Origin of the sequence: Acidovorax sp. LjRoot194 (assembly GCF_964253015.1) — a bacterium.
In the GTDB taxonomy this organism is placed as follows: domain Bacteria; phylum Pseudomonadota; class Gammaproteobacteria; order Burkholderiales; family Burkholderiaceae_C; genus Acidovorax.
This window is the reverse complement of the sequence record NZ_CAXUQB020000001.1, coordinates 4,551,704-4,575,236: the sequence shown is the minus strand read 5'-3', so window position 1 is coordinate 4,575,236 and position 23,533 is coordinate 4,551,704. Positions and strand designations below refer to the sequence as shown.

The following is a 23,533-nucleotide window of genomic DNA, read 5'->3' as shown; positions in this document are numbered from 1 at the left end:
CCGCCTCAAACCCTGCGCCATTGCATGGCGCCCAGACAGCAGCAGGCCAGAAGGTCTATTTGCTGCCCGCCATTTACGCCTGCCTGTTTTGCGCCGCCACGTCGCGCAGCACCTGCGCCGTGAAATCGTCGGCTGGAAAGAATGACTCCACTGCCAGCTCCTGCAGCGTCACGTCCACCGGGGTGCCGAATATCGTGGTGGTGCTGATCAGCGAGAGCATGCCGTGGCGGCTTTCAAAGCAGAAAGGCATTACCACGCCCAGCAATTCACCGGGCAGCACGGTGGATTGGGCGCCTGCGGGCTCGGGATATTCCAGCAGTTCGGCCTGCAATGCGATCAGCGCCGGGTCGGCCGTGGCCTGGATCTGCTGGCGCAGCCGCTCGAACAGGTGCGCACGCCACTGCGCCAGGTTGGCAATGCGCGGCGCCAGCCCCTCGGGGTGCAGGCTCAGGCGGAACACGTTGACGGGGGGGGCGAGCAGCTCGGGCGCGACGTGGTCCGCCAGCAGGGCCTGGGCCGCGCGGTTGGTGGCCACCACGTTCCAGCAGCGGTCCAGCGCGATGGCAGGGCAGGGCTCGTGGCCTTTGAGCACCAGCTCCACCGCCTGCCGCGCGGCGGCCAGCGCCGGGTCGTCCAGCGCGCGCTCGCGGTACATCGGCGCATAGCCGGCCGCCACCAGCAGGGCGTTGCGCTCGCGCAGGGGCACGGCCAGGCGTTCGCACAGGCGCAGCACCATGTCGCGGCTGGGGTTGGTGCGGCCGGTTTCCATGAAGCTCACGTGGCGCGTGGAGATGTCCGCCTCGTCCGCCAGCTCCAGCTGGCTCAGGTGCCGCTGCTGGCGCCAGGTGCGCAGGTGGTCGCCGAACGATGCGGGCCCGGCCGCTGCGGCGCGGTGCGGCAGGGTGGGGCGCGGTGGGCGGTGCGACGGGGTGGATGCGGAGGATGCGGAGGAGGTCATGGGCCACATCCTAGGGTCAAAGCGCTCACGGGCCATTACCTGCCACGTCATCGACTCGGTGCGCCGTGGCGGCAACGATGCAGGCCTGTCTTCGCTGTTTTCACTTCACTTCACCTCACCAAGGAGCCTTCCATGTTCAGTCTGATGTCTTCCCCCCGATTCCTGCGTGCCGTGGTCTGGTTCGATGCGTCCACGGGTGTCTTGCTCGGTGCCCTGCACCTGCTGCTGACTGCGCCGCTGACCGAATGGCTGGGCCTGCCGGCGGGGCTGCTGCAGGTCACCGGCGTGCTGCTGCTGGGCTATGCGGCGCTGGCCGTGGCGATAGCGCGGTCCGAGCCCATGCCCCGGGGCTGGCTGTGGGTGCTGATCGTGGGCAACTTTGCGTGGGCGTTGGCCAGCCTGGCGCTGCTGCTGGCCTCGCCGCTCACGCCCACGCTGCTCGGCCAGGCATACCTGGTGGTGCATGTGGTGTCGGTGGCGTTGTTGGCTGAACTGCAGTGGTTCGGTGTGCGCCGCCTGCCTGTGTGGGCAGCCGCGTAGGGTAATGCAGACGATTGCTATCAAATAAATAGCTGCTGGCGCTTGTCCATCAAGCGGTAGCGGCTATTTTTATTTGAATTTTCAGCGCTGTGGCCCGGGTCCATGCACGTGCCGGGCGCACGCAGCGCCGTGCGACACCTGTGCATACCCCCACGATTGCGCCGTCACGTGAGGCTGACAGAATAGGCCTGTTGCGTCACACAGGAGTTCGCCATGGCCTCATCGCCCAAGCCGCCAGCCACCCCGTCTTCCCGCCCAGCCACCGGCTCGTCGCCGCGCCACGCGTTTGCCAGCACGCTCAAGAGCTTCAAGACAGCGTCCGGCAAGGAGGGGTACTTCTACTCCCTGCCCGCGCTGGCCCGCCAGTTCCCCGAGGTCAGCCGCCTGCCGGTGTCCATCCGCATCGTGCTCGAATCGGTGCTGCGCAATTGCGATGGCCGCAAGGTGACGCCCGAGCACGTGCAGCAGCTGGCGCACTGGGCGCCCAATGCCGAGCGCAAGGACGAGATCCCCTTCGTCGTCTCGCGCGTGGTGCTGCAGGACTTCACCGGCGTACCGCTGCTGGCCGACCTGGCCGCCATGCGCAGCGTGGCCGGCCGGCTGGGCAAGAACCCCAAGAAGATCGAGCCGCTGGTGCCGGTGGACCTGGTGGTCGACCACTCCATCATGGTCGACTACTACGGCAAGAAGAATTCGCTCGACCTGAACATGAAGCTCGAATTCCAGCGCAACCGCGAGCGCTACGAGTTCATGAAGTGGGGCATGCAGGCCTTCAGCACCTTCGGCGTGGTGCCCCCGGGCTTCGGCATCGTGCACCAGGTGAACCTGGAATACCTGGCCCGCGGCGTGCACAAGACCAAGGACGCCACGCGCCCCGTCTACTACCCCGACACCCTGGTGGGCACCGACAGCCACACGACCATGATCAACGGCATCGGCGTGGTGGGCTGGGGCGTGGGCGGCATCGAAGCCGAGGCCGCCATGCTGGGCCAGCCGGTGTACTTCCTCACGCCCGATGTGGTGGGCTTCGAGCTCACGGGCCAGCTGCGCGAGGGCGTGACCGCCACCGACCTGGTGCTCACCGTGACCGAGATCCTGCGCCAGCACAAGGTGGTGGGCAAGTTCGTCGAATTTTTCGGCGAAGGCACGCGCACGCTGTCCCTGCCCGACCGCGCCACCATCGGCAACATGGCGCCCGAATACGGCGCCACCATGGGCTTCTTCCCGGTCGATGAGAAGACCATCGACTACTTCCAGGGCACGGGCCGCACCAAGGTGGAGATCGAAGCCTTCGAGGCGTACTTCCGCGCGCAGGGCTTGTTCGGCGTGCCGCTGGCCGGCGAGATCGACTACTCGCAAGTTGTGCGCCTGAACCTGGGCGACGTCACCCCCAGCCTGGCCGGGCCCAAGCGCCCGCAGGACCGCATCGAGCTGGGCAAGGTCGCCAGCCAGTTCGCCGAGCTGTTCAGCCAGCCCATTGCCAGCAACGGCTTCAATCGCCCAGCCGAGCTGCTGCACACCCGCCACCATGTGCGCCCTGACGACGCGCCGGCCGACCCCGTCACGCCCGCCGAAAAGCCCGCGCCCTCGGGCGGGCCGCGCTTCCTGGTCGAGATGGAGCACAACAAGCCCACGCTGGCCGCCGCGCGCGCCGACGTGCCGGCGCAGCAGGCCAGCCGGCCCGGCGACGTGAGCATCGGCAACGGCGACGTGCTCATTGCCGCCATCACCAGCTGCACCAACACCAGCAACCCCAGCGTGCTGCTGGCCGCGGGCCTGCTGGCCAAGAAGGCGGTGGAGGCGGGGCTCAAGGTCAAACCGCACATCAAGACCTCGCTCGCACCCGGCTCGCGCATCGTTACCGAATACCTCACCGAGACGGGCCTGCTGCCTTACCTCGAAAAGCTGGGCTTTGCGCTGGCGGGCTACGGCTGCACCACCTGCATCGGCAACGCGGGCGACCTGACGGCCGAGCTCAATGACGTGATCACTAGCAACGACCTGGTGTGCGCGGCCGTGCTGTCGGGCAACCGCAACTTCGAGGCGCGCATCCACCCCAACCTGAAGGCCAACTTCCTGGCCAGCCCGCCGCTGGTGGTGGCCTACGCGATCGCCGGCACGGTGCTCAAGGACCTGATGACCGAGCCCGTGGGCAAAGGCAAGGGCGGGCGCGACGTGTACCTGGGCGACATCTGGCCCACCAGCGACGAGATCCGGCAGCTGATGAAGTTCGCGATGAACGGCAAGGCCTTCCGCGAGAACTACGCCAAGGTGAGCACCGAGCCCGGCAAGCTGTGGGAGAAGATTCTGGGCGTCTCCGGCAATACCTACACTTGGCCTGCCAGCACCTACATCGCTGAGCCGCCGTTTTTTGCCCAGTTCACGCTGGAACAAGGCGAGTTCACCGCTTCTGCAGTGCACGGCGCGCGCATCATGGCGCTGTTCGGCGACTCCATCACCACCGACCACATCTCGCCTGCGGGCTCCATCAAGGCCACGTCGCCCGCCGGCCAGTGGCTGCAGCTCAACGGCGTGCAAAAGGCCGACTTCAACAGCTACGGCGCACGCCGCGGCAACCACGACGTGATGATGCGCGGCACCTTCGCCAACGTGCGCATCAAGAACCTCATGATCCCGCCCACCGCCGACGGCTCGCGCGAGGAGGGCGGCGTGACGGTGTTCCAGAACGAAGGTGCGCTGCAGGGCGAGAAGATGTTCATCTTCGACGCCGCCATGCAGTACATCGCGCAGAAGACGCCCACGGTGATCTTCGCGGGCGAGGAATACGGCACGGGGTCGAGCCGCGACTGGGCGGCCAAGGGCACGCAACTGCTGGGCATCAAGGCCGTGGTGGCGCGCAGCTTCGAGCGCATCCACCGCTCCAACCTGGTGGGCATGGGCGTGCTGCCCCTGCAGTTCAAGGCGGGCGAGTCGTGGGAGACGCTGGGCCTGGTCGGCAACGAAGAGATCGACGTGGTGCCCGACCCCGCACTCACGCCGCAAAGCGATGCGCAACTGGTGATCCGCCGCGCCGACGGCTCGCGCCAGGAGGTCACCGTCACGCTGCGCATCGACACCCCCATCGAGGTGGACTACTACCAGGCCGGCGGCATCCTGCCGTTCGTGCTGCGCCAGTTGCTGCAGGGCTGAGGTTGGGGGGGGTCGTGCGTTGGGCAGCGCTGTGTGGTGCTCCTCGGGCGCGCGGCCTTCAGACACCGCACTGAGCCCGTGGGGCCCCGCGCCATGACCGGCTGGTCGCGCAAGCTGACGTAAAAGGTGGGGGCGCAAGGGTTACCCCCTGCGGCCCCGACACCCTCAGGGTCCACGGCAGAGTGCCGACATTGAGGCTACGACTGCGTGGCAAGACTCGTGGTGGAGGGGGCCAAGTAAAGCCGGCCGGGCATCCTGCCGTTGGGTTTACTCATGGATACACTTGTGACGCGATGTAGAACTCTGTAGAAATACGCCTGTCTCTCGCTCGCCCATGGCCCCACCACCCCTCACACGCTCCTCCAGGCCGCGCCTGCCGCAGCTGATCGACGCGCCCGCCGCCACGGTGGTGCTCGTCGTGGCTGTGCTGGCGCTGACCGTGGTGCCCCTGGCGCGGGTGCTGGGCGAAGGGGCGGGCGCGCAGCACGGGCTCGAGCCTTTTTTCGAGCTGATGGCTGTGCTGCTGGGCCTGCTGGTGGTCACCGTGTCGCTGCACACGCTGGATGCACCCGAGCAGGCCCGCGCCAATGTGCTGGCCGCCGGCTTTGTCGTGGCGGCGGCCTGCAACTTTTTGCACGGCGTGCTCGCGCATTCCACGCCGGTGCACATGCCCTCGGCCACCTCCGACATCTCGCTGTGGCTCAGCAGCTGGGCGCGGCTGGCCGAAACCGTCACCTTGCTGCTCATGGGGCTGCAGGTGGCCGCTCCGGGCCCGGCCAGGGCGTGGCTGGCCGGCGCGGGTGCAGTGGCACTGCTGCTGGTGGTCTCGTCGCTCGGCCCGCTGCCCGGCTGGTTCGCATCGGCCGCGGGGGGCGGGCTGCGGCGCTACCTGGCCTGGGCGCTTGTCATGGCGCTGGCGGTGGCGGCTGTGTGGTGCTACCGCGGGGCGCAGCGCCACGCACAACGGCGCGAGCGCGTGCTGGCCTGGGCCGCGCTGGCATTCCTGTGCGGCGAAGTCACGGTGGCCACGCTGGGCGGCCACTCGCCGGTGGGCGGGCCACTGGCCCACGGCCTGCGCGTGGTGGCCTATGCACTGCTGTACCAAGCCGTTTTCAATGCCGGCATTCGCCTGCCGTTCGCACGCGTGCAGGAGGCCGAGCGCCGCCTGCGCGAGAGCGAGGGCCGCCTGTCCCTGCTGGGGCGCAACCTGCCGCACAGCGTGCTCTACCAGGTGGTGCGCGAGCTCGATGGCCGCACGCACTTCGTCCATGTGGGCGAGGCGCTGGAGCGCCTGCACGGCGTGAGCGCGCAGGACGCGCTGCGCGACCCTCTGCGGGTGTACCGCCAGATCCTCCCGGAAGACCTCAAGCGCCTGCGGCAGTTGGAACGTGCGTCGTTTCTCACCATGTCCACGCTCGATGTGGTGTTCCGCATCCGCCGCGCCGACGGCCAGCTGCGCTGGATGCACCTGAGCGCATCGCCCCGCCCGCTCGACGATGGCCGCGTGATGTGGGACGGCGTGCAGACCGACATCACCGCCCACCACCTGGCCGAAGAAGCCGCGCATGCGCACGAGGCCTTGATGGCCAACATGCTGCGCCAGGTGCCGGGCGGCGTGGCGAGGCTGGACAAGGACCTGCGCGTGCTGTACGTAAACGAGCAGCAGGCGCGCTGGCTGCGCACCGAACCCGCGCAGTTGCAAGGGCGGGTGCTCAAGGACGTGCTGCCCCCCGAACTGATGGCGCGCATGCAGCCGTATTTCGACAAGGCCTTTGGCGGCGAGACGGCGGTGTTCGAGAACCGCGTGGACGCCCCCGACGGACCGCAGTACCGCCACACCACCATCGCGCCCGAGGCGGTCACCGACCAGGGCGTGTCGGCCGTGGTGGTGTTCGCGTACGACCTGACCGAGCTCAAGCGCATCGAGACCGAACTGGCCCTGCAAAAGGCGCACCTGGCGCGCGTGGTCAACGCCATGCCGGACATGGTGTTCCTCAAGGATGCGCAAGGCGTGTACCTGTCGGTCAACCCGGTGTTCGAGCGGTTTGCCGGCCTGCCCGAGCGGCAGGTGGTGGGGCGCAACGATTTCGACCTGGTGCCTGCCGCGGTGGCCGAGCGGTTTCGCAAGTACGACCTGCGCGCCATGCAGGCCTGGCAGCCACTGGTGTACGAAGAGACGCTCACCTTTGCCGAGGACGGCTACCAGGGCCAGTTCGAGACCATCAAGACCCCCATCCGCGACCTGCACGGCCGCGTGACCGGCGTGCTGGGCGTGTGCCGCGACATCACCGATCGCAAGCGCGCAGAACAAGAGATCGAGCGCCTGGCCTTCTACGACGCACTCACCGGCCTGCCCAACCGCCGCCTGCTGCTCGACCGCCTGCAGCGCTCCATCGCCGCCTGCCAGCGCACCAAGAACCTCGGCGCCCTGCTGTTCATCGACCTCGACAATTTCAAGGACCTCAACGACACCCTGGGCCACGACATGGGCGACCAGCTCCTGTCCCAGGTGGCCGCCCGCCTGGTGGGCAGCGTGCGCGAGGCCGACACCGTGGCCCGCTTCGGCGGCGACGAATTCGTCGTCATGCTCGAAGCCCTGTCCCCGGACCTGGCCGAAGCCGCCACCCAGGCCGAGACCGTGGCCGAGAAACTGCTGGCCCACCTGAACCAGCCCTTCGAACTCGACGGCGCCCAGCACTACAGCACCCCCAGCATCGGCATCACCCTCTTTGGCGACGAACGCCTGTCGGTGGACGAGCTCTTGAAGCGCGCCGACCTGGCCATGTACCAGGCCAAGGCCGCCGGGCGCAACACCCAGCGCTTTTTCGACCCCGACATGCAGGCGGCGGTCAACGCCCGCTCCAACCTGGAAGCCGACTTGCGCCAGGGCCTGGCGCGGGGCGAGTTGCTGGTGCACTACCAGCCCGTGGTGGACCACCAGGCCACCCTGCTGGGCGCCGAAGCCCTGGTGCGCTGGCGCCACCCCCAGCGCGGCATGATCAGCCCGGGCGACTTCATCCCGCTGGCCGAGCAGACCGGGCTCATCCTGCCACTGGGCCAGTACGTGCTGCAGACCGCCTGCGCGCAGCTGCAGCGCTGGGGCCAGCACATCGAGACGGCGCATTTGTCCATTTCGGTGAACGTGAGCGCCCGCCAGTTCCGCCAACCCGGCTTCGTGGCCGAAGTGCTGCAGACCCTGAGGGAGCACGGGGCGGACCCCCGAAGGCTCAAGCTCGAGCTCACCGAAAGCTTGCTGCTGGGGGACATCGAAGACACCATCGCCCGCATGGTGCAGCTCAAGAGCGAAGGCGTGGGCTTCGCGCTGGATGACTTCGGCACCGGCTATTCATCCCTGTCCTACCTCAAGCGGCTGCCACTGGACCAGGTGAAGATCGACCAGAGCTTTGTGCGGGACGTGCTGTCGGACCCGAACGACGCGGCGATCGTGCGGACGATTCTGGCGCTGGCCAAGAGCCTGGACCTGGAGGTGGTGGCAGAGGGGGTGGAGACGACGGGGCAGCTGGGGTTCTTGCGGCTGCATGGGTGCGAGGGGTTCCAGGGGTACTTGTTTGGGCGGCCGGTGCCGGTGGATGTGTTTGCGCGTGAGCACAACCTGGGCACGGGTGCGGCCACGCAGGCGACGCCCCCCGCGCCACAGCATCCGCAGCCGCCGTCCACTGCCGCCTCCCTGTCTAAAGGCCCTGTCGCATGAGCGGGACGGGCGTCCTGTGGGTGGACAGCGACACGCAGCACGCGGCGCTCGCACGGCGGCTCATCGCCGTCAACCACCCCGACTGGCGCGTGGTCAACAGCCCTGGGCCGGAGGCCGCCATGGCCCCGCTCGCATCGCAGGCGTGGGACGCGGTGGTGCTGTGCCTCAAGCCTTCGGTGCAGGAGCTGCCCGATGTGCTCGAACTGTGTGCGGGCCGGCCCGTGCTGATGTGCATCGACGTCCAGCAGGAGGCCCTGGCCGCGCGCGCCTTTCGCTGTGGCCTGGGGGACTATGTGCTGCGCGATGCCGACGGCACGGCCCACCTGGGCGAGCTGCTGCACCGGCTGGCCGCGCTCATGAAGACCGCCAGCGTGCAGGGCCAGCAGCCCGTGCGCATGGTCGACGCACGCATCTGGCAGGACGCGCTCGCGCTGCTGCAGGAGCAGCGCTCGGCCCTGCAGGCCACGCTGGGCAGCATGAGCCAGGGCATCTTCAAGACCGGGCCCGACGGGCGCATCACGGTCTACAACCAGCGTGTGCTGGAGCTGCTGAACCTGCCCGAATCGCTGATGGCGGCGCGCCCTACCATGGCCGAGCTGACCCGCGTGCAGGCCGAGCGCGGAGACTTCGGCGAAGGCTACAGCCTGGTGGACCGGCGCGGCCATGAATACGTGGCCCGCGGCGCCGTGGCCCCCGCGCCCGAGCTGTACTGGCGCAGCACGCGCGAAGGCCACACGCTGGAGGTGCGCACCACCACCTTGCCCGACGGCAGCCTGGTGCGCACCTTCACCGACGTGAGCGACTACGTGCGGGTGGAGAACGAGCTGCGCGAGAGCGAGATGCGCTTTCGCTCGCTCAGCGACCTCTCTTCGGACTGGTACTGGGAGCACGACGCCGAAGGCCGCTTCGTGCAGCTGGCGGGCGACCTGAGCGTCAACGGCCTGCCGCTGGCAGACGTGCTGGGCCACACCCGCTGGGAGCTGGGTGCGCTCAACATGACCGATGCCGACTGGGCCGCGCACCGCGCGGTGCTGCAGGCGCGCCAGCCGTTTCGCGACCTGGAACTGCACCGCCACCGGCCCGACGGCACGATGCACTGGATCTCGGTCAGCGGCGTGCCCGTGATCGATGCGCAGGGCACGCTGCGCGGCTACCGCGGCGTGGGCCGCGACATCACCGAGCGCAAGGCGGTGGCGAGCCAGATCGAGCGCCTGGCCTTCTACGACGTGCTCACCGGCCTGCCCAACCGCCGCATGCTGGTGGACCGCCTGCAACGCGCCATGGCGGCCGTGGGCCGCTCGGGTGCGCAGGGCGCGCTGCTGTTCATCGACCTCGACAACTTCAAGGACCTGAACGACACCCTGGGCCACGACACCGGCGACCAGCTGCTGCTGCAGGTGGCCCAGCGCCTGACCACCTGCGTGCGCGATGCCGACACGGTCTCGCGTTTTGGCGGCGATGAATTCGTGGTGCTGCTGGAGGGCCTGAGCGCCGACGGCCCCCACGCCAGCGCCGAGGCCGCGCTGGTGGCCAGCCACATCGCCGCCACGCTGGGCACGCCCTACGCGCTGGGCGAGACCAGCCACCACAGCACGCCCAGCATCGGCATCGCGCTGTTCGGCCAGCAGACCGGCAGCGTGGACGAGCTGCTCAAGCACGCCGACCTGGCCATGTACCAGGCCAAGGCCGCGGGGCGCAACACCCAGCGCTTCTTCGACCCCGACATGCAGGCCGCCGTGAGCAACCGCTCCGCCCTGGAGGCCGACCTGCGCCGCGGCCTGCAGGAGCGCGAGCTGGTGCTGTACTACCAGCCCGTGGTGGATGGCAAGGGCCGGCTGATGGGCGCCGAGGCGCTGGTGCGCTGGAAGCACCCGCGCCGCGGGCTCGTGTCGCCGGCCGAGTTCATCCCGCTGGCCGAGCAGACGGGGCTCATCCTGCCCATCGGGCAGTGGGTGCTCGAAGCCGCCTGCGCGCAGCTCGTGGCCTGGTCGCGGCACTCGCTCACGCGGCAGTTCTTCCTGTCGGTGAACGTGAGCGTGCGGCAGTTCCGCCAGCCCGACTTCGTCGAGCAGATGCTGGGCATCCTGCACAAGAGCGGCGCCAACCCTGAGCGCCTGAAGCTCGAGCTCACCGAGAGCCTGCTGCTGACCGACGTGGAGGACGTGATCTCGCGCATGGAGTACCTGCGCCGCTACGGCGTGGGCTTCTCGCTGGACGACTTCGGCACGGGATATTCGTCGCTGTCCTACCTCAAGCGCCTGCCGCTCGATCAGATCAAGATCGACCAGGGCTTTGTGCGCGACCTGCAGACCGACCCCAACGACGCGGCCATCGTGCGCACCATCCTGGCCCTGGCGCACAGCATGGACCTCACGGTGGTGGCCGAAGGCGTGGAGACCACGGGCCAGCTGGAATTTCTGCAGCGCCACGGCTGCCAGGCGTTCCAGGGCTTTCTGTTCGGACGCCCCATGCCGGCCGAGGTGCTGGAGCGGGCGCTGCGGCCGGCGCTGTAGCCACCCGGTGCGCTCACGTGGGCCTGCGCGGGCCCTGCGCCATGACAAAGATCGGCGCCCGGGCGCGCGGCACAATCGGCGCATGACACATTGCATGCGCGCTTTCCGTCCTGTGTGGTCGCAGTCCCGTGCCGGGGCTGCGCTGGAGCCTTCGGTGGGGGGGCGATGAAAAAGCAGGTCCTGGTGGCCGGCGGCGGCATCGGCGGGCTGGCGGCTGCGCTGGCCGCATCGCGCGCGGGCTGGGAGGTGCGGCTGTACGAACGCGCGGCCGCGTTCAGCGAGGTCGGCGCTGGCGTGCAGATCGGGCCCAACGTGGTGCGCCGCCTGCAGGCCTGGGGGCTGCAGCAGCCGCTGCAGGCCGTGGCGGCGTTTCCCAGCCGCCTGCAGGTGCGCAGCGCCGTCAGCGGCCGCGGCCTGGCCGAGCTGCCGCTGGGCCCGACGGCGGTGCAGCGCTACGGCGCGGCCTACGCCACCATCCACCGCGCCGACCTGCACGGCCTGCTGCTGGCCGCCGTCGAAAAATACACCGACACCCAGCTGCACCTGGCCCACGCCATCGACAGCTTTGCCGACGACGGAACCGCCGTCACCGTGCGCACCAGCCGCGGCAAGGAGGTGGAGGGCGATGCGCTCATCGGCGCCGACGGCCTGTGGAGCCGCACCCGCACGCAACTGCTGGGCCCCGTGCCACCGCGCGTGACCGGCCACCTGGCCTACCGCGCCCTGGTGCCGCAGCACGCGCTGCCCCAGGCGCTGCGCACCGCCCAGGTCACCGCCTGGCTGGGCCCGCGCCTGCACGCGGTGCAGTACCCCGTGCGCCGGGGCGAGCTGCAGAACATCGTCGTCATCGTGCAGGGGCCGGTGCCGCACGACCTGGAGAACTGGGACCACGCCGCCAACGCCGCGGGCCTGGAGCACGCCCTGAAGGGCACCTGCACCGCGCTGCAGGACGTGGTGCGCAGCGTGGCCGCGCCAGGGGCCGCCGGCTGGCGCCTGTGGCCGCTGTGCGACCGCCCGCCGGTGCGCAGCGCGGGCGAGATGGCGCGCGGCCTGGTGGGCCTGCTGGGCGACGCAGCCCACCCCATGCGCCCTTACCTGGCCCAGGGTGCGGGCATGGCCATCGAAGACGCGGCGGAGCTGCAGCGCGCCCTGGCCATGCACGACCTGGAGGTGCCCCTGCGGCTGACCCGCTACGCCCTCAACCGCTGGCAGCGCAACGCACGCGTGCAGGCGCGGTCCACCCGCAATGGCCGCATCTTCCACGCCACGGGGCCGGTGCGCTGGGGGCGCGATCTGTCGCTGCGCCTGCTGGGCGAGCGGGTGCTCGATGTGCCCTGGCTGTACCGGGGCGACGGGTCGATCGCCAGTTCTCTGTGATGCTATTTATTTGATAGCTGGTGGCGCTTTTCCATAGCGCGGTAGCGGCTGTTTTTAGCCGAAATCAGCGGTGTGGGTCCGGGTGTGGCGGGCTGGGTGCGCCTTCAGCGCGGCTCGGCGGCGCGCAGCGGGCAGTCGGTGGCCACGCGCTCGGCCAGGGTCTGGCGCAGGCTCTGCAGTGCAGCGATGCGTGCGTCGATCTCTCCGAGCTTGCTGGCCAGCACCTCGGCCAGGGCGGGTGCTGGGTCTGGCGCGTCCCAGATGGCCGGCAGGCGGTCGCCGATCTCCGCCAGGGTGAAGCCCAACTGCTGCGCGGTGCGGATGTACTGCACCAGCATCACCGCCTCGGGCGGGTAGTCGCGGTAGCCGTTGGCCAGGCGCCGCGCGCGGATAAGGCCCTGCTGCTCGTAAAAGCGCAGCGCCTCGCGGCTCAGGCCCGACGCGGTGGCCAGCTCACCGATCAGCATGGCCGTCGCCCTGGTGGGCCACCCGTTTGGCATCGGCCTCGGCGGCGGCCGCCAGTGCCCAGCGCACGACGGCGATCTGCACGGGCAGCAGCAGCTCCTTTTGCGCGTAGCCCACAAAGCCGGGGTAGGCCGCAGGGTCCACCGTCAGCTCGCGGCCCAGGGTGAAGGGTGGCGTGGGCAGCAGGGCGGGGGAGCCCATCGCGGCCAGGTGGTCCTCGGACAGCGGCGTCAGGTCGGTTTGCGTGGTGGCGTCGGCTTCGGCACTGGCCGGCCAGCTGTCGGTGATCACCACGTCCACCGCCTGCGGCAGCGCGGACGGTTCCACGAATTCAACCTGCGGCAGCACCTCGTGAAAGCGCCGGTCGCACACCTGCACCAGCGCGAACCCCAGCACCTGCGCCAGTTCGTGCCATGAGCGGAACACGTTGGTGCTGGGCCCCCACAGGCACACGCGCGCGTCCTGCAGCGGCTTGATCCGGGTGTCCACGTAGTACGCATCGGTGAGCACCTCGCACGGGTGGCCCTGGGCTGACATCGCGTTGATCACCGGCCGGCGCGACGCCGCCGCAAACGCCGACAGCCGCGGGTGGTCGGACTCGCGCACTACGTACAGCGCATAGAACGGGTCCAGGTACCCAGCCAGGTCCTCGGGCCGCTCTGCGGTCTTGAGCAGCTGGGGCAGCTCGGTGAACGCCAGGCCCAGCTGCCGGAATGCCTCGATGAAGGTCGTGCGCGTGCGGATGCCGTTGCCCTCGAACGACCACGCCACGGTGCCGCCCGGCGCGGGGTTCAGTGCGGGCCCCGGCGCCTCGCCCGCCAGCGCCCAGATGCGGCGGATGTCGTCAGGTTGCAGGTCGGTCAGTTGGAGAAGGTTCATGGGAGTGCCCGCTGCCGGGATGAAGGCGTGTGGAAGAGAAACAAAGAAAGAGCAGCACGCGTCGCAGAAAGTGCTTGACCCTGAAGCGTACTTCAGGCCTGAAGCTCGGCGCTTCCTTCACTTCGATGACCGCGTTGCCATGGCCACCATTCCTGCATTTTCCGAATCGCGCTACCTGCGCATCGTGCGCGCCAGCGGCTGGTACGACCTGCTCGTCACCTGGCCGTTCGCACTGCCCTGGACCTTTGCGTGGCTGTACGCGCAGCTCACCGCGCTGGCCCAGGCGCTGGCCCTGCCAGGCACGCTGCACCCGCTCGACACCACGCACATGCTGTTTGCCAACCTGCTCGGGTCGGTGGTGGTGGTGTGGTCCATCGCCCGCATCGCAGCGCCGTCGCGGCTGCTGGGGCGGCTCGATGGACTGGCGCGCATGCTGTTCTCTGCGTGGCAGATCTATGCCGTGGCGCACGGGGCCAATGCCATCGTGCTGGGCTTCACCGCGTTCGAGCTGCTGTTCGGGGTGTTGCAGTGGTGGCGGGTGCAGGGCACGGGCCCCGCCCAGTGCCCGCCGCGGGCCGCTGGCATCAGCGCGCAGGGCCGTGACAAGGCGCAGGCAGCAGCCTGAAGGCCAGCACCCCGGCTGCCAGCATGCTGGCGATGGTGAGCATCACCGCCACGTAAGGGTCGGCGCCCCGCGCGGCGGCCAGCGATGCTGCCAGGCCCGTGGCCCACTGCATCAGTGCCACGCCCAGGAACAGCGCCATGGTGAAGACCGCCATGGCGCGCCCGGTCATCGCCGCGGGGTAGGCCGAGCGCACGTCGGCGTACTGCAGCACCATGTAGCCCGACAGCAGCCCCACCGCGATGGAGCCTGCCACGTCCAGCCATTCCGCATGCAGCAGGCCCACGGCGGTGAACAGCGCGGCCAGCAGCACCGTAAAGCCCGTGATCCAGCGGCGCCGCCGCCCCGGCCCCGGATCGAGCCGCCCGAACAGCGCGGGGGTGAACAGCGACACCAGCGACGACAGCATGGCCACGTTGCCGCTGGCCACCAGCGAGTAGCCGTGCCGCTCGATCAACAGCGGCCCGAGCCACAGCCCGCGCAAGGTCAGGAACGACGCGTACGTCATCAGCGCCAGCAGCATGATGCCGGCCGTGTGCGGCAGCAGGAACAGCGCGCCAAAACCGCGCACGGCGGCGCCCACCGATTCACGCGGCTGGGTGCCGTGGCCCGCCGCTGCAGGCTCGTGCACCTTCCAGAAGATGAGCAGCCAGGCCAGCGTCGCCAACACCGCCAGCACGGCAAACCCCATGCGCCAGGACGACTGCTGCACCAGCCACGCCAGCGGCGTGCCCGTGAACAGCATCCCCAGCCCGCCCACGCCCATGGCCACGCCCGACACCATCGCAAACCGGCTGGCCGCGAAGTAGCGCGCAATGAACACCGTGCAGACCAGGAAGGCCGGCGCGCAGCCCACGCCGATCAGCACCTGGCCCAGCAGCACCACGCCGTAGCCGGGCGCGAGCGCCGACAGCAGCGACCCGGCGATAGCCAGCGGAAACGCCACCAGCAGCGTGCGCCGCACGCCATACAGATCGATCCCCACGCCCATGAACAGCTGCATGGTGCCGAAGGCGAACGCAAAGGCACCGGCAAACACCCCCAGCGCCTGGGCCGACAGGCCGAACTCCGCACGCAGTCCGGTGGCCATGATGGCCGTGATGGTGCGAAACGCCTGGCTCAGCGCAAAGCCGGACACCAGCGCCAGCAGCATGGCCCAGGCGGCGCGGGCGGGCAGCAAGGCAGGGGGCGGGGGCGACGCTGAGGGGGATGGGGGCGCAGGCAAGGGGTGGTCTCCAGAAAGAGGCGGCGCTCGGAAGTCATGTCCGGCCCGCTGGATCCGGCGAGCGTACCTGCTGATCGGCATGCCCGCTGTCGCCGCCTGTGCGCAGCTGGTGTGCGGCCCGGTGTGGCAGGTGGCTGTGGCAGCGCTCGACCTGCCCCGCCTAGGGTATGTCCTGATCCCCTGCATGGGGTGCTACCTGCACCGCTGCGGGGCTGCTTTCTTTTCAACAGTTGCATGCAATCCACCAGTTCAAAAGCCATTGAGATGGCTGGTGATCTCAATGGAGCCATGCCCGGGGGCTTTTGGTGCCGTCACAGGCACGCCACAGGCCGGGGGCAGACTTTAGAGGAGCCTCTCGATGTGGGGATCACCCCAATGACGGGCCGAAAGCCCTGGGGCACTCTTGTGGACATGCCTCTGGGGGGCTCCGAAGGATCTGGAATCCGGTGGCTTCGGCCTCGTGCCAGCAGGCCGGGAGGACCCATCCGGCGTGGTACCGCCCGCAGGGGGGGACCGGCAGGCAGGAGTGGCAAGGTTTGTGCTTGGGTGGTAGCCGGGGCCGCGAGTCCGCAGGCCCCAAGGTGTGGATGTTGGATGGTTGTTGTCGGGTGTGCCGCCAAGGTGCACCGCGACGTCAGGAGTGACCGATGAAGAAGATGGTTGTGCTGGGTTCGGGTGCGCTGGTGACTCTCATGCTGACGGGTTGCGCCAGCCAACCGCCTGCGCTGCAGGCTTTCTCCGAGCCCACGGACCGTGGCAGCATGCAGTTTGCATGCGGCAACGGCGAGAAGGTGGAAATGCAGTTCTTCCCCGATCAGGACATGGGCGTGCTGCTGCGCAGCGGCTGGACCGTGGACCTGCCCAAGCAGGCGGCTGAAACCGGCTACGCCTACAGCAACGGCCCGACCACCGTGCTGGGCAAGGGCAACGAGCTGACCATCCAGATCGGTCACCTGGCACCGATCTGGTGCCGCAGCAACCGCCCCATGATGGTGGCGGGCGGCACGCAAGGCAGCGTGCGCTGATTGCGCCTTTCTTTCATCGCCTGTGCGGCGGTGAAATGGCTGCGGAGGCCGTCCCGGGCCCCGCGCCCTGCGGTCATCCCTGCCTGAGCCTGAGCACCTGGAGAGTGCCGTGCGGCGCTCTCATCCGCAGTGTGTGCGGGCTCTGACCGTGCAGACAGCAGTAGCGCAGTAGCGGCGATTGGAAGGCCTGTTCACCGTGCAGTGAGCAGCCTCCTTGTTCGCGTGGGCCGCGTCACAGGTCCGTGCGCAGCTTCCATATCTCCGGGAACAGCACCACGTCCAGCATCTTGCGCAGGTAGCTCACGCCGCCGGTGCCGCCCGTGCCGCGCTTGAAGCCGATCACGCGCTCCACGGTGGTCACGTGCCGAAAGCGCCACAGGCGGAATGCGTCTTCCAGGTCGGTGAGCTCCTCGCCCAGCTGGTACAGGTCCCAGTGCTCCTTGGGATTGCGGTACACCACCAGCCAGGCCTGCTCCACGCCGTCGCTTTCTGCGTACGGTTGCGTCCAGTCGCGCTCCAGGTGGCTGGCGGGCACGGGGATGCCGCGGCGCGCCAGCAGGCGCAGGGCTTCGTCGTACAGCGACGGCGCCTCGTACGCGGCCTGCACCTGGGCCAGCAGGTCGGCGCGGTGCTCGTGCGGCTTGAGCATGGCGCGGTTCTTGTTGCCCAGGGCGAACTCGATGCTGCGGTACTGATAGCTCTGGAATCCACTGGACTGGCCCAGGTACGGGCGCATGGCGGTGTACTCGGGCGGCGTCATGGTGGCCAGCACGTCCCAGGCGTGCACCAGCTGCTCCATGATCTTGGAGACGCGCGCCAGCATCTTGAACGCCATCTGCAGCTCGTCGTTGGCGATGTGCGCAATGGCCGCGCGCAGCTCGTGCAGCATGAGCTTCATCCACAGCTCGCTGGTCTGGTGCTGCACGATGAACAGCATCTCGTCGTGTGCGGGCGACAGCGGCTTTTGCGCGGTGAGGATGGCGTCGAGCTGCAGGTAGTCGCCATAGCTCATCGACTGGCTGAAGTCGAGCTGGGCGCGTTCCTCGTGCACGATGGACTCGGGCAGGGCGGCGGCCGGTGCGTCGCTGGCGGGGACGGTGGTCTGGGAAAAAGGGCACATGGTGGGTCTCCTGCGTTCGCGTGGCGTCGTGCGTATTCGCGGTCGATCATTCAAGACCGTTCGGGCTGAGCTTGTCGAAGCCTTGCGCGGCACATCGACAAGCCCGGTGTGAACGGTTGAGGTGTTTTGGGATGCCGACAGGCCTCAGGTCACCGCGTGCGTCTGGTTGAACTCGGGCTTCTGCCAATCGCCACTCTCCAGCACCTGGCGCAGGTGCTCCACCGCATTCCACACGTCTTCAAACCCCAGGTACAGCGGCGTGAAGCCAAAGCGCAGGATGTCCTTGTGCGGGCCCGTGCCGCCGTCCCCTTTGCGGAAGTCGCCGATCACGCCGCGGGCGATCAGCGCCTGCACGATGGCGTAGGCGCCGCTACCCTGGCCGTTGACGCCCGCGCCTTCGTCGCGCGTCAGGCAGACCTGCGAGCCGCGCTGTGCGTGGTCGCGCGGCGTGGCCAGGCCCAGGCCGTGGCCTGCGCAGCGCTCCTCTACCAGGCGGATGAACAGGTCGGTGAGCGCGAGCGACTTGGTGCGCAGCGCGGCCATGCCGCCTAGTGCCTGCGCGACGGTGAACACGTCCAGCCCGCACTGCAGGGCCGACAGGCTGATGATGGGCTGCGTGCCGCACAGGTAGCGCGTGATGCCGGGTGCAGGCTGGTAGTCGGGCGTGAACTGGAACGGCGCCGCGTGGCCCCACCAGCCCGACAGCGGCTGCCAGAAACGGCTGGCGTGGCGCGGGTGTACCCACACAAACGCCGGCGCGCCGGGGCCGCCGTTGAGGTACTTGTAGCCACAGCCGACGGAAAAATCTGCACCCGCGCCGTTCAGATCGACGGGCACCGCACCCGCGCTGTGCGCCAGGTCCCACACGCACAGGATGCCCTGGGCATGCGCGGCGGCCGTGATGGCGGCCATGTCGTGCATGGCGCCGGTGCGGTAGTTCACATGGGTGAGCATCAGCACCGCCACGTCGGGGTTCAGCGCGGCGGCGATGTCTTCGGGCTCCACCAGCACCTGCTCCAGCCCGCGCTCCTTGCACAGGCCTTCGGCGATGTACAGGTCGGTGGGGAAGTTGCTGCGCTCGCTGACGATGCGCTTGCGCGCGGGGTTGTCCTCGCGGGCGATGTTCAGCGCCGCGCTCAGCACCTTGTAGAGGTTGATCGAAGTGCTGTCGGTGCAGACCACTTCGTCCGGGCCCGCACCGATCAGCGGGGCCAGCTGGTTGCCCAGGCGCTGGGGCAGGTCGAACCAGCTCGCGGTGTTCCAGGATTGGATGAGGTCCGTGGCCCACTCGCGCGTCACCACATCGGCCACGCGGGCTGCTGCGGCCTTGGGTGCCACGCCCAGCGAGTTGCCGTCCAGGTAGATCACGCCCCGGGGCAGCGCAAAGTGCTCGCGCAGCGGGGCGATGGGGTCTTGTGCGTCGAGCGCGCGGCAGTCTTGTGCGGTGATGGTCATGGCAGATAGGTGGTTGTTTGCTTCTGTTTTGATAGCTGCTGGCGCTTTATCAGCAAGCGGTAGCGGCCCAAAAGCTTTATAAAAATGAGTGATCAGGCCAACGCACGCAGCACGGCGCGCACGGGTGAGGCGTCGGCGGTGGTGAGCTTGAGCGGCAGGGCGATCAGCTCGTAGTCGCCCTCGGGCACATCGTCGAGCACCAGGTTCTCCAGCACGCGCAGACCGCGGCGGCGGATGACCTGGTGGCTGTCCAAAGTCTTGCTATCGGCCGGGTCGATGCTGGCGGTGTCGATGCCCACCAGCAGCACGCCGAGGTCCGCCAGGCGCTCGATGGTGTCGGGGGCATAGGCCGCCAGTGCGCCGTCCCAACGGTCCTGGGGCATGTGCTGGTAGGTGCGCACCAGCACGCGCTGCGGCAGCGTGGCGCCCACCGCGTGGGCGATGTGGTCCCAGGTGATGAGCGGCCCGCGCGCGATAGCGTGGATCACGCGGCAGGGGCCCAGAAAGGCGTCGAGCGACACATCGCCGATGCTGGCACCGTGCTCGTCATAGTGCAGCGGCGCATCGGCATGCGCGCCCACGTGGGGCGACAGCGTGATGGCGCTCACGTTCACCGGGCAACCGGGCCCGATGGTGGCGCACCACTGCTGGCTGTACGCCGTGTCGCCCGGGAACACGGGGCTGCCCGCATGCACGGGCGGCGAAATGTCCCAGAGCCTGCGGGCGGCGGAGGAAGAGGGGCTGGTTGGCATGGGACAAAGTTTGCATGTCCCGGAAAACCCGTGGTGTCGGTTATTTCCAACACCCTTCATATTTTGTTGAAGCCTAAACGATCTATCAAAAAGTGCGTCAGAAGATCAACCCTGCTTGCCGTTCACCTTCGCCCCAGAGTCGACCCTGCATGGCCACATGCCCGCGCCGAGGCCCGCGTAGCGCGTCGTCCGCGTGGGTGCGTCTGTCAGGGACGACCACCGAAAAAGGCTGCGAACAGCCCGCTTGCCACTGCAGCAGCGGCAGCTATGCGGATCGCGGCAGGGCCATTGAAGATGCCCAGGTTCCGCTGCGTCGCGCGCAGGTATCTCGAGAGGGTCGAGGCGCCATCCTTGAGGAATACCCACCAGAGCAGTGCGCTCCACAGAAAAATCTGGACGGATAGGGCCAGCGATCTCTGCGGTTGCGGCCACGTCAGAAACATCGGCGCTGCGCTGTCGCCCTCCGACCTTTGCAGGACCCAAAGAAGAACACAGGGGCAGGAGATCCAAAGCGCGTATGCCCGCGTGAAGGATGCGACCTCCTCTGCGGAAAATTCTCCAGCGGCCACACTTTTTCCAAGCCTATACCGTATATAGACCGCGCCCGTGAGACCACACCACGCCGCACAAAGGAGCCAGAAGTAATCGTTCATTCGTCTTCGCAATGCTTAGTGACCAGCGATTTTCAGGTGTAACACAAACAAGGCGCTAGCAATGGGCACTGCCGATGTGGCGCCGTTCCAGCCCGCAGACCTGAAGCCGTAGTGCGTTTGCCGCAGCAATGGCAGAGCCTCTTCTAGCGAGGCAGTCCCTGCAGGCTTGTTGCGCTGCATCAACCCTCTTCGACGGAACCAAACTCCCAACCTTGGTGTCATTAAAATGAGAATCAATAACATTCAAAAAATCAGACTCCGATGACTACCTCGCACGATGGCGCCGCTGTGCCGCAGCAGTTCTTCACTGGCCCTGCGCCATCCACCTGCCTTGACGGGCTGGCCCTGCACACCCCGGCGCTGGTGACGGGCCTTCGCAGCGCCAGCGGCGAGCAGGAAGAGGGCACGGTATTGCGTCTGATGGAGATCGGCTTTCTCCCTGGCGAGGCGGTGCGTGTGGTCGCACGCGGTGGGTTCGGGGTGGACCCGATTGCTGTGCGCGTTGGCCAGGCCACGTTTGCCTTGCGCCGCAGCGAGGCGTCGATGGTGCAGGTGCAAGTCGGCGTCGAGGTACAGCCATGAGCGCGCAAGGCACCTCCACCACCGCGCCGTCGGCAACTGCCTCGCTGCGCATCGCCCTGCTGGGCAATCCCAACTGCGGCAAGACCGCGCTCTTCAACCTGCTGACGGGTGCCCGCCAGAAGGTGGCCAACTATGCGGGCGTGACGGTCGAGCGCAAGGAAGGCTCGCTGCAGACAGCCAGCGGCCGGCGCGTGCGCGTGCTGGACTTGCCGGGTGCCTACAGCCTGCATGCGCAGAGCATGGACGAGGCTGTCACGCGCGACATCGTCACCGGCCGGAGGGCGGGCGAGCCCGCGCCCGAGGTGCTGGTCTGCGTGACCGATGCCACCCACCTGCGGCTGAACCTGCGCCTGGTGCTGGAGGCCCGCTCCCTGGGTCTGCCCATGGTGCTGGTGCTGAACATGAGCGACGTGGCAGAGCGCCAGGGCATCGTGATCGACCGCGAGGCGCTGGCGCGCGAGCTGGGCATGCCGGTGCTGGCCACCGTGGGCGTGCGGGGCGGCGGTGCGCAAGAACTGGTGCAATGGCTGGACACGGTGCAGCCTGCGGCGCTGGCTGCCGCGCAGGTGCCGGTGGCGATGCCCGAAGGCAGCGCGCAGCAGCAGGTGATGCAGCTGCACCAGCAGGTGCGCCGCATCATCGACATGGCGGTGCGCGCACCGCAGGTCAGCCTGCACCGCGACGACCGCATCGACGCGGTGGTGCTGCACCCGGTGTGGGGCATGGTGCTTCTGGCCGTGACGCTGTTCCTGATGTTCCAGGCGGTGTTCAGCTGGGCCGCTGCGCCCATGGACTGGATCAAGGCCGCCACCGAGGCCGCGGGCGCGTGGGTCAACGCGAACATGGGCGAGGGCACGCTGCGCAGCCTGCTCACCGACGGCATCATCGCCGGCGCGGGCGGGGTGGTGGTGTTCCTGCCGCAGATCCTGATCCTGTTTTTCTTCATCCTGGTGCTGGAAGACTCGGGCTACCTGCCGCGCGCGGCGTTTTTGCTGGACCGGGTGATGGGCGTGGTGGGCCTGTCGGGCCGCTCGTTCATCCCGCTGCTGTCGAGCTTTGCGTGCGCCATCCCGGGCATCATGGCCACGCGCTCCATTCCGAGCTGGCGCGACCGGCTGGTGACGATCATGATCGCGCCGCTCATGACGTGCTCGGCACGTTTGCCGGTGTATGCGCTGCTCATCGCGGCCTTCATCCCGGAGCGCACGGTGGCCGGTGTGTTCAACCTGCAGGGCTTGGTGCTGTTCGCGCTGTACGTGGCCGGCATCGTCAGCGCCATGGCGGTGGCCGCCGTGGCCCGGCTGGCGCGCACCAACACCGGTGCCGCGCCGCTGCTGATGGAGCTGCCCACCTACCGCTGGCCCAGCGTGCGCAGCCTGGCCATCGGCCTGTGGGAGCGCGCCAAGATCTTCCTGCGCCGCGTGGGCGGCATCATCCTGGCGCTCACCGTGCTGCTGTGGTTCTTGTCGTCGTTCCCGGCGCCACCGGTGGGCGCCACCGGGCCCGCCATCGAATACAGCCTGGCGGGCAAGATCGGCAGCCTGCTGGCGGTGGTGTTCGCGCCCATCGGCTTCAACTGGCAGATCTCCATCGCCCTGGTGCCCGGCATGGCCGCGCGCGAGGTGGCCGTGGGGGCCTTGGGCACCGTATACGCGCTGTCTGCCACGGGCGAGGAGACTGCCGCGCAGCTGGGCCCGCTGATCGCCGCCCAATGGTCACTGGCCACGGCGCTGTCGCTGCTGGTGTGGTTCATCTTCGCGCCGCAGTGCCTGTCGACCATCGCCACCGTCAAGCGCGAGACCAACAGCTGGCGGTACCCGTTGATCATGACGGCGTACCTGTTTGCGCTGGCCTACCTGGCCAGCTTCGTGACGTACCGCATCGCACTGGCGATGGGTGGAGGGTAGACAACCATGGCCCAGGACATCATCGTCGGCGTGATCGTGGCCGTTGCCATGCTCTACGTGGCGTGGCGCTACATGCCGCAGGGTTGGCGGCAACGTCTGGGCCGGGTGCATCCGGCGCTGGTGCAGGCACCGGGCTGCGGCAGCGGGGACGGCGGTGGGGGGTGCAGCAGCTGCAGTAGCGGTGGCGGTGGCTGCGGTCCTGCAGCATCGTTGCCGGGCGAGGCTGCCGAGAAAACAGTGGCCATGCCACGCTCGCGGCATTGATATAGGTTGCTATATTATTTGTAGCTGCTTGCGCTTGTCCATCAAGCGGTAGAGGGCGCTGGAGCATCTAATAGGCTTGGATGGCTTGGATGGCTTGGATGGCTTGGATGGCCACATGCGTCACGTACCCCCAATCCGTTCGGGCTGAGCCCGTCGAAGCCTTGTACGCTTGGGGCATGCCCTGGCTTCGACAGGCTCAGCCCGAACGGATGGTGAGGTCGCTGAGGCTGCAGTTCATCAGGCCGCGAGTTCGCTGAGGCTGAAGCTCATCAGGCCGCGAGTTCGCTGAGGCTGAAGCTCATCAGGCCGATGGCCAGCGGTTGTCACGACGGCC

At 68.5% G+C, this 23,533-nt stretch carries 18 protein-coding genes; 10 read left to right on the top strand and 8 right to left on the bottom strand.

The annotated features are described in order from the left end of the window. Positions 1 to 73 precede the first annotated feature (73 nt). Positions 74 to 958: a helix-turn-helix domain-containing protein gene (locus ACSQ3N_RS20770; protein WP_436147329.1), complete on the bottom strand. Its 885-nt coding sequence runs from the start codon at positions 956 to 958 to the stop codon at positions 74 to 76. Positions 959 to 1,090: 132 nt separating this feature from the next. Between ACSQ3N_RS20770 and ACSQ3N_RS20765 the strand changes: the two genes are divergently transcribed. From ACSQ3N_RS20765 to ACSQ3N_RS20745, 5 genes are all read left to right on the top strand, one after another. Beyond that, positions 1,091 to 1,498: a hypothetical protein gene (locus ACSQ3N_RS20765; protein ID WP_436147328.1), complete on the top strand. Its 408-nt coding sequence runs from the start codon at positions 1,091 to 1,093 to the stop codon at positions 1,496 to 1,498. A 213-nt stretch (positions 1,499 to 1,711) separates the two neighbouring features. Next, positions 1,712 to 4,648, top strand: a complete 2,937-nt coding sequence (locus ACSQ3N_RS20760) for an aconitate hydratase (RefSeq protein ID WP_436147327.1) — start codon at positions 1,712 to 1,714, stop codon at positions 4,646 to 4,648. Positions 4,649 to 4,982: 334 nt separating this feature from the next. After that, the gene (locus tag ACSQ3N_RS20755) at positions 4,983 to 8,360 is read left to right on the top strand and encodes an EAL domain-containing protein (RefSeq protein ID WP_436147326.1); all 3,378 of its coding nucleotides are present in this window, start codon (positions 4,983 to 4,985) and stop codon (positions 8,358 to 8,360) included. Further along, positions 8,357 to 10,873, top strand: a complete 2,517-nt coding sequence (locus ACSQ3N_RS20750; RefSeq protein ID WP_436147325.1) for a putative bifunctional diguanylate cyclase/phosphodiesterase — start codon at positions 8,357 to 8,359, stop codon at positions 10,871 to 10,873. The genes ACSQ3N_RS20755 and ACSQ3N_RS20750 overlap by 4 nt, the downstream gene beginning before the upstream one ends. 165 nt (positions 10,874 to 11,038) lie before the next feature. Then, positions 11,039 to 12,250: an FAD-dependent monooxygenase gene (locus ACSQ3N_RS20745; RefSeq protein WP_056416873.1), complete on the top strand. Its 1,212-nt coding sequence runs from the start codon at positions 11,039 to 11,041 to the stop codon at positions 12,248 to 12,250. A gap of 104 nt (positions 12,251 to 12,354) precedes the next feature. Here ACSQ3N_RS20745 and ACSQ3N_RS20740 read toward each other — a convergent pair whose 3' ends face one another. Both ACSQ3N_RS20740 and ACSQ3N_RS20735 read right to left on the bottom strand, forming a co-directional pair. Then, positions 12,355 to 12,717, bottom strand: coding sequence for a MerR family DNA-binding protein (locus ACSQ3N_RS20740; RefSeq protein WP_436147324.1), 363 nt, complete (start codon positions 12,715 to 12,717; stop codon positions 12,355 to 12,357). After that, the gene (locus ACSQ3N_RS20735) at positions 12,704 to 13,594 is read right to left on the bottom strand and encodes an ornithine carbamoyltransferase (RefSeq protein WP_436147323.1); all 891 of its coding nucleotides are present in this window, start codon (positions 13,592 to 13,594) and stop codon (positions 12,704 to 12,706) included. Before ACSQ3N_RS20735 ends, ACSQ3N_RS20740 begins: the two co-directional genes overlap by 14 nt. A gap of 139 nt (positions 13,595 to 13,733) precedes the next feature. On the opposite strand from ACSQ3N_RS20735, the gene ACSQ3N_RS20730 reads away from it, so the two are divergent. Then, positions 13,734 to 14,219 carry a hypothetical protein gene (locus tag ACSQ3N_RS20730; protein ID WP_436147322.1) on the top strand — a complete coding sequence of 162 codons (486 nt, stop codon included), beginning with the start codon at positions 13,734 to 13,736 and terminating at the stop codon, positions 14,217 to 14,219. Here the strand turns inward: ACSQ3N_RS20730 and ACSQ3N_RS20725 are convergent. Beyond that, the gene (locus ACSQ3N_RS20725; protein WP_436147321.1) at positions 14,179 to 15,441 is read right to left on the bottom strand and encodes an MFS transporter; all 1,263 of its coding nucleotides are present in this window, start codon (positions 15,439 to 15,441) and stop codon (positions 14,179 to 14,181) included. The two genes, ACSQ3N_RS20730 and ACSQ3N_RS20725, sit on opposite strands and share 41 nt — an antisense overlap. Positions 15,442 to 16,088: 647 nt before the next feature. Between ACSQ3N_RS20725 and ACSQ3N_RS20720 the strand changes: the two genes are divergently transcribed. Beyond that, complete coding sequence (locus ACSQ3N_RS20720; RefSeq protein ID WP_056167864.1) at positions 16,089 to 16,466, top strand: MliC family protein; 378 nt, start codon at positions 16,089 to 16,091, stop codon at positions 16,464 to 16,466. A gap of 232 nt (positions 16,467 to 16,698) precedes the next feature. On the opposite strand, the gene kynA is transcribed toward ACSQ3N_RS20720, so the two are convergent. The 4 genes from kynA to ACSQ3N_RS20700 all read right to left on the bottom strand — a co-directional run bounded on the left by kynA (position 16,699) and on the right by ACSQ3N_RS20700 (position 20,446). Then, a complete protein-coding gene (gene kynA, locus ACSQ3N_RS20715) occupies positions 16,699 to 17,586 on the bottom strand; it encodes a tryptophan 2,3-dioxygenase (protein ID WP_056167867.1) in 888 nt (295 codons plus the stop codon). A gap of 144 nt (positions 17,587 to 17,730) precedes the next feature. Further along, entirely contained in the window at positions 17,731 to 19,041 is a 1,311-nt protein-coding gene (gene kynU, locus ACSQ3N_RS20710) for a kynureninase (protein ID WP_436147320.1), read from the bottom strand. Between the two features lie 92 nt (positions 19,042 to 19,133). Continuing rightward, positions 19,134 to 19,793, bottom strand: coding sequence for an arylformamidase (gene kynB, locus ACSQ3N_RS20705; protein WP_436147319.1), 660 nt, complete (start codon positions 19,791 to 19,793; stop codon positions 19,134 to 19,136). A gap of 206 nt (positions 19,794 to 19,999) precedes the next feature. Then, positions 20,000 to 20,446, bottom strand: coding sequence for a hypothetical protein (locus tag ACSQ3N_RS20700; RefSeq protein ID WP_436147318.1), 447 nt, complete (start codon positions 20,444 to 20,446; stop codon positions 20,000 to 20,002). Between the two features lie 261 nt (positions 20,447 to 20,707). On the opposite strand from ACSQ3N_RS20700, the gene ACSQ3N_RS20695 reads away from it, so the two are divergent. Genes ACSQ3N_RS20695 through ACSQ3N_RS20685 form a run of 3 tightly spaced genes read left to right on the top strand, consistent with a single transcriptional unit; the run spans position 20,708 to position 23,199 of the window. Beyond that, positions 20,708 to 21,028 carry a FeoA family protein gene (locus ACSQ3N_RS20695; protein ID WP_056167875.1) on the top strand — a complete coding sequence of 107 codons (321 nt, stop codon included), beginning with the start codon at positions 20,708 to 20,710 and terminating at the stop codon, positions 21,026 to 21,028. Then, positions 21,025 to 22,935 carry a ferrous iron transporter B gene (feoB, locus tag ACSQ3N_RS20690; protein ID WP_056167879.1) on the top strand — a complete coding sequence of 637 codons (1,911 nt, stop codon included), beginning with the start codon at positions 21,025 to 21,027 and terminating at the stop codon, positions 22,933 to 22,935. Before ACSQ3N_RS20695 ends, feoB begins: the two co-directional genes overlap by 4 nt. A 6-nt stretch (positions 22,936 to 22,941) precedes the next feature. After that, entirely contained in the window at positions 22,942 to 23,199 is a 258-nt protein-coding gene (locus tag ACSQ3N_RS20685) for a hypothetical protein (protein WP_056167881.1), read from the top strand. Positions 23,200 to 23,533: the final 334 nt, after the last annotated feature.

Excerpts from the sequence above, each read along its gene's own strand:
- ACSQ3N_RS20770 (WP_436147329.1), bottom strand. The coding sequence starts at position 958 with ATGACCTCCTCCGCATCCTCCGCATCCACCCCGTCGCACCGCCCACCG.
- ACSQ3N_RS20765 (WP_436147328.1), top strand. The coding sequence starts at position 1,091 with ATGTTCAGTCTGATGTCTTCCCCCCGATTCCTGCGTGCCGTGGTCTGG.
- ACSQ3N_RS20760 (WP_436147327.1), top strand. The coding sequence starts at position 1,712 with ATGGCCTCATCGCCCAAGCCGCCAGCCACCCCGTCTTCCCGCCCAGCC.
- ACSQ3N_RS20755 (WP_436147326.1), top strand. The coding sequence starts at position 4,983 with ATGGCCCCACCACCCCTCACACGCTCCTCCAGGCCGCGCCTGCCGCAG.
- ACSQ3N_RS20750 (WP_436147325.1), top strand. The coding sequence starts at position 8,357 with ATGAGCGGGACGGGCGTCCTGTGGGTGGACAGCGACACGCAGCACGCG.
- ACSQ3N_RS20745 (WP_056416873.1), top strand. The coding sequence starts at position 11,039 with ATGAAAAAGCAGGTCCTGGTGGCCGGCGGCGGCATCGGCGGGCTGGCG.
- ACSQ3N_RS20740 (WP_436147324.1), bottom strand. The coding sequence starts at position 12,717 with ATGCTGATCGGTGAGCTGGCCACCGCGTCGGGCCTGAGCCGCGAGGCG.
- ACSQ3N_RS20735 (WP_436147323.1), bottom strand. The coding sequence starts at position 13,594 with ATGAACCTTCTCCAACTGACCGACCTGCAACCTGACGACATCCGCCGC.
- ACSQ3N_RS20730 (WP_436147322.1), top strand. The coding sequence starts at position 13,734 with ATGGCCACCATTCCTGCATTTTCCGAATCGCGCTACCTGCGCATCGTG.
- ACSQ3N_RS20720 (WP_056167864.1), top strand. The coding sequence starts at position 16,089 with ATGAAGAAGATGGTTGTGCTGGGTTCGGGTGCGCTGGTGACTCTCATG.
- kynA (WP_056167867.1), bottom strand. The coding sequence starts at position 17,586 with ATGTGCCCTTTTTCCCAGACCACCGTCCCCGCCAGCGACGCACCGGCC.
- kynU (WP_436147320.1), bottom strand. The coding sequence starts at position 19,041 with ATGACCATCACCGCACAAGACTGCCGCGCGCTCGACGCACAAGACCCC.
- kynB (WP_436147319.1), bottom strand. The coding sequence starts at position 19,793 with ATGCCAACCAGCCCCTCTTCCTCCGCCGCCCGCAGGCTCTGGGACATT.
- ACSQ3N_RS20700 (WP_436147318.1), bottom strand. The coding sequence starts at position 20,446 with ATGAACGATTACTTCTGGCTCCTTTGTGCGGCGTGGTGTGGTCTCACG.
- ACSQ3N_RS20695 (WP_056167875.1), top strand. The coding sequence starts at position 20,708 with ATGACTACCTCGCACGATGGCGCCGCTGTGCCGCAGCAGTTCTTCACT.
- feoB (WP_056167879.1), top strand. The coding sequence starts at position 21,025 with ATGAGCGCGCAAGGCACCTCCACCACCGCGCCGTCGGCAACTGCCTCG.
- ACSQ3N_RS20685 (WP_056167881.1), top strand. The coding sequence starts at position 22,942 with ATGGCCCAGGACATCATCGTCGGCGTGATCGTGGCCGTTGCCATGCTC.